Below are 8,626 nucleotides of genomic sequence, written 5' to 3'. Positions count from 1 at the left end.
GGGTCCGACCGGTCACTCGCGCCCCATGTCCCGGTGGACTACGACGGTCTCGACTCCCTCGGAGGCGAGGCGGGCGGCGAGCTTCTCGGACACGGCCACGCTGCGGTGCTTGCCGCCGGTGCAGCCGACCGCGATGGTCACGTACCGCTTGCCCTCGCGGCGGTAGCCGGTGGCGATGAGCTGGAGCAGCTCGGTGTAGCGGTCGAGGAACTCCTTGGCGCCGGGCTGGCTGAAGACGTAGCCCGACACCTCCTCGTTGAGCCCGGTGAAGGGGCGCAGCTCGGGAACCCAGTGCGGGTTGGGGATGAAGCGGCAGTCGACGACGAGGTCGGCGTCGACGGGGAGGCCGTACTTGTAGCCGAAGGACATGACGGTGGCCCGCAGCTCGGGCTCCTCGTCGCCGGCGAACTGGGCGTCCATCTTGGCGCGCAGCTCGTGCACGTTCAGGCTGGAGGTGTCGATGACCAGGTCGGCGTCCCCGCGCAGCTCGCGCAGCAGGTCGCGTTCGGCGGCGATGCCGTCGACGATGCGGCCGTCGCCCTGGAGGGGGTGCGGGCGGCGGACCGACTCGAAGCGGCGGACCAGCGCGTCGTCGGAGGACTCCAGGAAGACGATGCGCCGGGTGACGCCGCGGGCCTCCAGGTCGGAGAGGGACTCGCGCAGGGCGTCGAAGAACTGTCGGCCGCGGACGTCGACGACGACGGCGATGCGCGCCACGTTGCCCTGGGAGCGGGCCCCGAGCTCCACCATGGTGGGGATCAGCGCCGGCGGGAGGTTGTCGACGACGAACCAGCCGAGGTCCTCGAGACACTTGGCCGCGGTGCTGCGGCCGGCCCCGGACATCCCGGAAATGATCACCAGTTCGGGGATGGCCGCCTCGGCGTTGTCGCCGGGCTCCACTGTCGTGCCCGTACTCACCTGTGCTCCGTCTCGGTCGTGCGTGGTCTCGTGCGTGCTCTCGTGCTCGGTCATTGCTCGGTCCCCCGTTCGGACGCTACTCCCGCCGGCGCGGGTGTCTCGTCGTCCATGATCTCTCCTGTCGCCGTATTGACGGCAGGACCGGCCGGGGGAGCCTGGGCGAGAGCCGCGGCCACCGTCTCGGCCGTCTTGCGCCCTATGCCCGGGACCTCGCAGATCTGGTCGATTGTCGCCTGTCTCAGCTTCTTCACCGAACCGAAGTGCTTGATCAGGGCCTGCTTGCGGCTCTCGCCGAGGCCGGGCACCTCGTCCAGGGGGCCCGATTTCAGCCGCTTGGCCCGCTTCCCGCGCTGGTAGTGGATGGCGAACCGGTGGGCTTCGTCACGGACCCGCTGGAGCAGGTAGAGGCCCTCGCTGGTGCGGGGCAGCACGACGGGGTCGTCCTCGCCGGGCAGCCAGACCTCCTCCAGCCGCTTGGCCAGACCGCACACGGCCACGTCGTCGATGCCGAGCTCCTCCAGGGCCCGCTTGGCGGCGGCCACCTGCGGCTGCCCGCCGTCGACGACGACGAGCTGGGGCGGGTACGCGAAGCGTCTGGGCCGCCCGTCGTCCTCGGCGAGCGGGTCCTCCCCGTCCTCCGGGGACCACTCCCCCGTCTTCAGCTTCTCCTGGAGGTAGCGCCGGAAGCGCCGGGAGACCACCTCGTGCATGGAGCGGACGTCGTCCTGCCCCTCGAAGGTCTTGATCTGGAAGCGCCGGTACTCGCTCTTCCTGGCCAGTCCGTCCTCGAACACCACCATCGAGGCGACCACGTCGTCACCCTGCAGATGGGAGATGTCGAAGCACTCGATGCGCAGCGGGGCGCCGTCCAGCTCCAGGGCCTCGGCGATCTCCTCCAGGGCCCGGGAGCGGGTGGTGAGGTCGCTGGCGCGCTTGGTCTTGTGCAGGGCGAGGGACTGCTGAGCGTTGCGGTGGACGGTCTCCATGAGGGCCTTCTTGTCGCCGCGCTGCGGGATGCGCAGGCTGACGGCCGACCCGCGGCGCTCGGCGAGCCACTGGCTCAGCGCGGGGGTGTCCTCGGGCAGCGCGGGAACGAGCACCTCCTTGGGGACGGCCTCGCCCTTCTCCTCCCCGTACAGCTGCTGGAGGGCGTGCTCGACGAGGCCGGCCGTGTCCACGGCCTCGACCTTGTCGGTGACCCAGCCGCGCTGGCCGCGGACGCGGCCGCCGCGGACGTGGAAGATCTGCACGGCGGCTTCGAGCTCGTCCTCGGCGACGGCGATCAGGTCGGCGTCGGTGGCGTCGGCGAGGACGACGGCGTTCTTCTCCATGGCCCGGCGCAGGGCCCCTATGTCGTCGCGCAGCCGGGCCGCCTTCTCGTACTCCATCTCCTCGGCGGCCTCGCGCATCTCCCGCTCCAGGCGGGAGAGGTAGGTGCCGGTGCGCCCGGCCATGAAGTCGCAGAAGTCCTCGGCCAGTTCCCGGTGCTCCTCGGGGGTGACCCGGCCCACGCAGGGCGCGGAGCACTTGCCGATGTAGCCGAGCAGACAGGGCCGCCCGATCTGCGCGGACCGCTTGAACACCCCGGCGGAGCAGGTGCGCACGGGGAAGACCCGCAGCATCAGGTCGACGGTCTCCCTGATCGCCCAGGCGTGCCCGTACGGGCCGAAGTAGCGCACGCCCTTCTTCTTGGGCCCGCGCATGACCTGCACGCGCGGATAGTCCTCGTTCATGGTGACGGCGAGGGAGGGGTAGCTCTTGTCGTCCCGGTACTTGACGTTGAACCGGGGGTCGTACTCCTTGATCCAGGAGTATTCGAGCTGCAGCGCCTCGACCTCGGTGGAGACGACGGTCCACTCGACGGAGGCGGCGGTGGTCACCATGGTGGCGGTACGGGGGTGCAAGCCGGCGATGTCCTGGAAGTAGCTGGCCAGGCGCTGGCGCAGGCTCTTGGCCTTCCCGACGTAGATCACCCGGCGGTGCTCGTCGCGGAACCTGTAGACCCCCGGGGAGTCAGGAACCTGCCCGGGCTCGGGTCGATAGCTGGAAGGGTCGGCCATGCCAACCACCCTACTGTCGCCCACCGACAACAACCCGCAGCCCCTGTCCCGCCGGCCGCATCCAGCCCCGCCCGGGGGCACCTCCCAGCGGTAGCTGGGGGAGCTTGAGGCGCGGGTAGGGGACAGCCCGCAGGGCCCGGCCCCTGGCGGTGGCCGGGCCCTGCGGGGGGGGCGGGGTCAGCCGGTACGGCGCCGCCGCAGCAGGAGCACCGACCCGGCGGCACCGAGCGCCAGCGCCCCGGCGCCCCCGGCGATCACCCCGACCGGCGCCCCGCCGGAGCCCCGCACGGGCTCGGCGAAGCCACCGGCCTCACCGGCCTCCGCGTACGCCGAGCCCGGCAACTTGTCGCCGTACGCCCGGGTCACCCGGACCCGGTACGCGGCCAGCGTCGTCCCCCGCTCGCCGACGGCGGCCACCGCGTCCTCGTCCAGCGGCACCACCCGGTCACCCCCGGCGACGTACCACGCGTCGATCTGCGGTTCCCGGAACACGGTCCCCCCGGGAAGCCTGGCCGCACCGAGCCGCGCGTAGCGGAATTCGTCGTCGCCGGTGGCGATGTTCACCACCTGCCAGCCCGCCCCCGTCTTCGCGGTCCACAGCGCGGCCCGCTGCCCGTCGGAGGAGACCGCCTGGCTGGCGAGGAACTCCAGCCGGGCCACCGGCGCACCGGCCCGGCCCGCGACGAACTCGGGAGAGAGGTAGCTGACGGGGACGGCCTCGCCCTCGATCCGAGGCTGCGCGGCGGCCAGCGACACCTTGCCCTCGCGGGCGAAGAACCGGGAGAGGGTCGCCAGGGTGTCGGGCGCGGCGGCCGCCTCGTGGGCGGCCGCCCTGTTCTCGGCGGTGGCGGCCTGCGGCTGCGGCACGGGCGCCGCGGCGGCCGCACCGGCCAGGGCGAGAACGGCGGTGGCGGCGGCCAGAACGGCCGCGGCGGCGGAGCGCACGGTCATGGCGGTCACGCCCCGATCCGGTAGAGGGAGTGGGTCCAGGAGAAGGTGCTGTTGTCCACGTACCAGGCGTGCGAGGCCCAGTTGTAGCGGTCGCTGGAGGGCCAGGGGTCGCCCCAGTAGACCCAGCTGTTGGCGGTGTCGTAGCCGTAGAGGACGTGCATGTGGCCGCCGCCGTTCGACCACTGGATGCGCGTCTCGACCGGCCGGTCGGCGTTGATCTCGGTCTGGACGGTCGAGTACTGGAGCCAGCCGGTCACGTAGCTGCCGGAGTTGATGCCGGCCCAGCGCAGGGCGGTCTGGACGTTGCCGAGGCTGGCCTGGTTGTTGGGGCACTCGGTGCCCTGCTGGCGGTTGAAGGCGGCGTTGCAGAACTGGTTCTGGCTGTAGTCGCGGCCGAACCAGGTGGCGATGGTGTTCCCGCCGGCAGCCCAGCACCAGTTGTTCTTCTGCTGGGCCTGCATGGTGATGTTCAGGCGCTTGTACGCCAGGGCCGCGGCGGCGGGGGTGTCCGGGGCGGCGGCGGCCGTGGCGGCGGTGGCGGTACCGGCGCCGAACGGCAGCAGGACGAGGAGCAGGGCGGACAGCAGGGTGGGGAGCAGGGCGGCCGGGGACGGCCGCCGGGTTCTGTTGCGCATCGCGTTCCTCCCGAGGTGGGGACCCGAGGTGGGAAGTGGGGGGATGGAGGAGCGCGTCCGGACGCTGTGGAGGAGCATCAGGGAGTTGTCGCGATCAGGTCAACAGGCTTCAATACGCCGTGACATCGCAGTGTGAACGGTGGGGCTGTGGTGTGAACGGTTGCTGTCGTTCCACCTGCTCCCCCGGAACCACCGGCCCGGCGCCGCCCGGTCCCCACGCCGGCGCGTGTGAACGTTCACAGAGGGAGTCGCCATGCGGCCGACCGGCGACCAGGCGCCCACCACGGGCGCGGCGGGTACGGCGGACACCACGAACGCGGCGGAACTCCACCGCCTCCTGCGCGAGGGCCCCTTCCACCTCGCCCTGCGCACCGCCCTGGCCGTCCGCGGCCTGCCCCTGCACCGGGTCCAGCACCGGCTCGCCGCGCGCGGCATCAAGCTCGGCGTCACCAGCCTCAGCTACTGGCAGCAGGGCGCCCGGCGCCCCCGCCACCCGGAGTCGCTGCGGGCCGTGGCGGCCCTGGAGCAGATCCTGGAACTCCCCGGCGGCGCCCTCCTGCGCCTGCTGACCGGCCCCGGCCGCGCCGCCGGGCCCGGTTCCGGCCGCCCGGCGGCCCGCTCGTACCGGGCGCTGATCAGCGTCGGCGCGGCGGTGGAGCAGTTACTGGACGGCATGGAGCTCCCGGCGGACGGCGGCCTGCACTCGGTCGGCCACCACGAGCGGGTCGGCATCGGCCCGGACGGCGAGCTGCGCACGCGGGAGTCCCAGCAGATCGTCCGGGCCCACCGCGACGGCGTCGACCGCTACCTCGCCGTCCACCACGGCGATCCGGGCTGCGACACCGACCGGGTCCGCGTGGCGGCGTACGAGAACTGCCGCACGGGCCGGATACGCCGCCACCGGGAGGCGGGCGTGGTGGTGGCGGAGCTGCTGTTCGATGCGCGGCTGCGGCGCGGGGACACGTACGTCTTCGGCTACGGGATCGAGGACGGCACGGGCGCGCGCAGCACGGAGTACGTGCGGGGTTTCAGCTACGCGGGCGGCCAGTACATGCTCCAGGTCCGCTTCGACGAGGCGGCCCTGCCGGTGCGCTGCCGCCGCTTCGCCCGCACCGGCCCGCAGGCCGCGCGCACGGGCCTCGCCGACCTCACCCCCAGCGGCCGCCACCGGGCCGTGCACCTGGTGGAAGACGGCGTCCGGCGCGGCCTCCTCGGCATCGCCTGGGACTGGGAGTAGCGGTGGGGCGGTCAGCCCGCGATGAGCTTGCCGTTCTCCGCCTTGACCGGGACGGCGGGCAGCGGGTCGGCGGCCGGGCCGCGCAGGACCTTGCCGGTGGTCACGTCGAAGCGGCTGCCGTGGCAGGGGCAGTTGCCCTCCCCCTCGACGATCTTGTCGAGGACGCAGCCGGCGTGCGTGCACTGGGCGCTGAACGCCTTGTACTGGCCCTCCGCCGGGCAGCTGACGACGACCTTGCGCTCCCGGAACAGCTTCGAGCCGCCCACGGGGACGTCGGCCACGGGGCCCAGCTCGACCGGCTCCTTCGGGACCGCCGGGCTGCCCGCGCCGCTGTCGGACTCGGTGGAGCAGGCCGAGAGCGTCGCCCCGGCGCCCACGGCCCCGGCGAGCGCGGCGGCGCCCTTGAGGACGGTACGGCGGGCGGCGGACTGCGACGCGGACATGCGGTTCTCCTGGCGCGAGGTGGCGGTGCCCGGGGCCGGGCCCACCCGACGATACCGGCGGCCGATGGGGTAGCTTCCCCCGCGTGATCGTCGTCGGTGGAGAAGCCCTGATCGACCTGGTGCCCGTCGCGGAGCCGCCGGGCGCGCTGCTGCCCCGGCCCGGCGGAGGGCCGTACAACACCGCGCTGGCGCTGGGCCGGCTCGGGGCGGACGTGGCCTTCTGCTCCCGGGTGTCGGCGGACGGTTTCGGCGAGGGCCTCCTGTCCGGGCTGCGGGCCGCCGGGGTGGACCTCTCGCTGGTGCAGCGCGGGCCGGAGCCGACCACGCTGGCCGTGCCCTCGCTGGCCCCGGACGGCTCGGCCGCGTACGGCTTCTACACCGAGGGGACCGCCGACCGGCTGTTCACCCTGCCGCCCTCGCTGCCTCCAGGCGTACGGGCCCTCGCGCTCGGGACCTGCTCGCTGGTGCTGGAGCCGGGCGCGAGCGCGTACGAGGCCCTGCTGCGGCGGGAGTCGCGGCGCGGGCTGCTGACCCTGCTCGACCCCAACATCCGCCCGGCGCTGATCGCCGACCCGGCCGCGTACCGGAAGCGGTTCCTGGGCTGGCTGCCGTACGTGTCGGTGCTCAAGCTGTCGCAGGAGGACGCGGACTGGCTGGGCGGGCGGGTCGAGGACTGGCTGGCGGCCGGGCCCTCGGCGGTGGTGCTGACCCGGGGCGCGGCGGGTCTGACGGTGCGGACGGCGGAGGGCGCGCGGTACGGTGCGGCGGCCCGGCCGGTGGTGGTCGCCGACACGATCGGCGCGGGCGACACGGTCAACGCGGCCCTGCTGCACCGGCTGGTGGGCGGCGGCGCCGGTCCGGTGGACTGGCCCGCCGTCCTGGCCTTCGCCGCGCACGCGGCCGCGCTGACCTGTTCCCGGGCGGGCGCGGAGCCGCCGTACGCGGCGGAGCTCGGGCTCAGCCGATAGCGGCCCACAGGGTCCGGGCGACGGCCGGGGCGAACTCCTCGACCGGCTGGACCACCTCGGCGCCGGAGAAGTGCAGGAAGAAGGCCCGCTGGAAGCAGGCCCCGAGCAGCAGGGCGGCGGCGGCGCGCGGGTCGGCGCCGTCGCGGAGCCGGCCGGCGGCGAGTTCGCGGCGCAGCCGTCCTTCCAGGGCGTCGAGCACCACGTGGGGGCCCGCGCCGATCTCCTGGACGCCCTCGCGGTGGCGGCTGAGCAGGGCGGGCTCGGCGAAGAGCGAGGCGGCCAGGGGCATGGCGTCGGCGTAGAAGAGCGCGGCGTGCCGGGCGATGGCGGTCAGCGCCTCCTCGACGGTCCGCTCCCCCGGCTCGGCGGTGAGCGCGGCCATCAGCGGCCCGGCGTTCGGGGTGCGCTCCATCAGGACGCGCACGAAGAGCTCTTCCTTGTTGGCGTAGTGCTTGTAGAGCGCGGCCTCCGAGCAGCCGGCCTCGCGGGCAATGGCCTTGGTGGTGGTGTTGGCGAGGCCGATGGTGCGCATGAGGGTCTCGGCGGCGTCGAGCAGCCGCTCGGGCGTGGGGCGGCTTGACTTCGAGGTGAGCATTCACTCACCCTAGTGGACACGGGGGTGAGTGAATGCTCACCCACCATCGGTCTTCGGCCAAGGGGTACACGATGAAACTCACGGTGTTCGGAGCCACGGGCGGGGTCGGCCGGGAGGTCGTGCACCAGGCGCTCGCAGCGGGCCACGAGGTGACGGCGGTCGTGCGCGACCCGGCCCGGCTGGACGTGCCGCCGCACGAGCGGCTCCAGGTGGCGGTGCTGGCCGACCTGACGGACGAGGACGCGCTGGTGCCCGTCCTGGCCGGGCGGGACGGGGTGGTCTCCGCGCTCGGTGCCTCCAGCAACAAGCAGGCCCGGCTCTCCCCGATCGCCGGACCGGCCCTGCGGGCGGTCGTCTCGGCGATGGACCGGGCGGGCGTGGCCCGGCTGTCGGCGATCAGCGCGGCGCCGCTCGGGCCGGACTCCCCGGGGGACGGCGTGCTCCTGCGCTCGGTGATGTACCCGCTGCTGCGGCGGGCGCTGCGCGATGTGTACGCGGACCTGGCGGTGATGGAGGCCGCGATCGGGGCGAGCGGCCTCCAGTGGACGGTGGTCCGGCCGCCCCGCCTGCTGGACCGCCCGCGGACGGGCACCTACCGTCGCGCCCTGGACGCCAACGTCCCGGGCGGCAAGGTCATCCCCCGCGCAGACGTGGCGGACGCCCTCCTCACCACCCTGACGGACCCCACCACAGCGGGCCACGCCCTGGGCGTGGCCACCTGACCCACCGAGTTCCCCAGGCGCAGCCCGGGGAACGGGGGACCGGGGGACACCCGGGTGGCGCCGTTCAGCCACGGCGGCGCCCGCTGCCCGGGCGAGC

At 73.9% G+C, this 8,626-nt stretch carries 9 protein-coding genes; 3 read left to right on the top strand and 6 right to left on the bottom strand.

The window, feature by feature from the left end; genetic code table 11:
* Positions 1 to 12 precede the first annotated feature (12 nt).
* The 4 genes from rapZ to ACFV0Q_RS33830 form a co-directional block, all read right to left on the bottom strand.
* Positions 13 to 972, bottom strand: a complete 960-nt coding sequence (gene rapZ / locus ACFV0Q_RS33845; RefSeq protein ID WP_385010691.1) for an RNase adapter RapZ — start codon at positions 970 to 972, stop codon at positions 13 to 15.
* Positions 969 to 2,978, bottom strand: coding sequence for an excinuclease ABC subunit UvrC (uvrC, locus tag ACFV0Q_RS33840; protein WP_385010689.1), 2,010 nt, complete (start codon positions 2,976 to 2,978; stop codon positions 969 to 971). The genes rapZ and uvrC overlap by 4 nt, the downstream gene beginning before the upstream one ends.
* A gap of 177 nt (positions 2,979 to 3,155) precedes the next feature.
* Complete coding sequence (locus ACFV0Q_RS33835; RefSeq protein ID WP_385010693.1) at positions 3,156 to 3,929, bottom strand: hypothetical protein; 774 nt, start codon at positions 3,927 to 3,929, stop codon at positions 3,156 to 3,158.
* A 5-nt stretch (positions 3,930 to 3,934) separates the two neighbouring features.
* Positions 3,935 to 4,564 carry a papain-like cysteine protease family protein gene (locus ACFV0Q_RS33830; protein WP_385010687.1) on the bottom strand — a complete coding sequence of 210 codons (630 nt, stop codon included), beginning with the start codon at positions 4,562 to 4,564 and terminating at the stop codon, positions 3,935 to 3,937.
* Between the two features lie 253 nt (positions 4,565 to 4,817).
* On the opposite strand from ACFV0Q_RS33830, the gene ACFV0Q_RS33825 reads away from it, so the two are divergent.
* Positions 4,818 to 5,801, top strand: a complete 984-nt coding sequence (locus tag ACFV0Q_RS33825; RefSeq protein WP_385010685.1) for a hypothetical protein — start codon at positions 4,818 to 4,820, stop codon at positions 5,799 to 5,801.
* A gap of 11 nt (positions 5,802 to 5,812) precedes the next feature.
* Here ACFV0Q_RS33825 and ACFV0Q_RS33820 read toward each other — a convergent pair whose 3' ends face one another.
* Positions 5,813 to 6,244: a Rieske (2Fe-2S) protein gene (locus tag ACFV0Q_RS33820; protein WP_385010683.1), complete on the bottom strand. Its 432-nt coding sequence runs from the start codon at positions 6,242 to 6,244 to the stop codon at positions 5,813 to 5,815.
* Between the two features lie 83 nt (positions 6,245 to 6,327).
* Here ACFV0Q_RS33820 and ACFV0Q_RS33815 point away from each other — a divergent pair, with 83 nt between their 5' ends.
* Positions 6,328 to 7,212: a carbohydrate kinase gene (locus tag ACFV0Q_RS33815; protein WP_385010681.1), complete on the top strand. Its 885-nt coding sequence runs from the start codon at positions 6,328 to 6,330 to the stop codon at positions 7,210 to 7,212.
* Here the strand turns inward: ACFV0Q_RS33815 and ACFV0Q_RS33810 are convergent.
* Entirely contained in the window at positions 7,202 to 7,807 is a 606-nt protein-coding gene (locus ACFV0Q_RS33810; protein WP_385010679.1) for a TetR/AcrR family transcriptional regulator, read from the bottom strand. The two genes, ACFV0Q_RS33815 and ACFV0Q_RS33810, sit on opposite strands and share 11 nt — an antisense overlap.
* 71 nt (positions 7,808 to 7,878) lie before the next feature.
* Here ACFV0Q_RS33810 and ACFV0Q_RS33805 point away from each other — a divergent pair, with 71 nt between their 5' ends.
* The gene (locus tag ACFV0Q_RS33805) at positions 7,879 to 8,529 is read left to right on the top strand and encodes an NAD(P)-dependent oxidoreductase (RefSeq protein ID WP_385010677.1); all 651 of its coding nucleotides are present in this window, start codon (positions 7,879 to 7,881) and stop codon (positions 8,527 to 8,529) included.
* Positions 8,530 to 8,626: the final 97 nt, after the last annotated feature.

The sequence above is a fragment of the Streptomyces sp. NPDC059564 genome, from assembly GCF_042735575.1.
In the GTDB taxonomy this organism is placed as follows: Bacteria; Actinomycetota; Actinomycetes; order Streptomycetales; family Streptomycetaceae; genus Streptomyces.
The sequence above is the reverse complement of the archived record's forward strand: the minus strand, read 5'-3'. Positions and strand labels throughout refer to the sequence as shown.

Coding starts and splice junctions, on each gene's coding strand:
- rapZ (WP_385010691.1), bottom strand. CDS start 972: ATGACCGAGCACGAGAGCACGCACGAGACCACGCACGACCGAGACGGA.
- uvrC (WP_385010689.1), bottom strand. CDS start 2,978: ATGGCCGACCCTTCCAGCTATCGACCCGAGCCCGGGCAGGTTCCTGAC.
- ACFV0Q_RS33835 (WP_385010693.1), bottom strand. CDS start 3,929: ATGACCGTGCGCTCCGCCGCCGCGGCCGTTCTGGCCGCCGCCACCGCC.
- ACFV0Q_RS33830 (WP_385010687.1), bottom strand. CDS start 4,564: ATGCGCAACAGAACCCGGCGGCCGTCCCCGGCCGCCCTGCTCCCCACC.
- ACFV0Q_RS33825 (WP_385010685.1), top strand. CDS start 4,818: ATGCGGCCGACCGGCGACCAGGCGCCCACCACGGGCGCGGCGGGTACG.
- ACFV0Q_RS33820 (WP_385010683.1), bottom strand. CDS start 6,244: ATGTCCGCGTCGCAGTCCGCCGCCCGCCGTACCGTCCTCAAGGGCGCC.
- ACFV0Q_RS33810 (WP_385010679.1), bottom strand. CDS start 7,807: ATGCTCACCTCGAAGTCAAGCCGCCCCACGCCCGAGCGGCTGCTCGAC.
- ACFV0Q_RS33805 (WP_385010677.1), top strand. CDS start 7,879: ATGAAACTCACGGTGTTCGGAGCCACGGGCGGGGTCGGCCGGGAGGTC.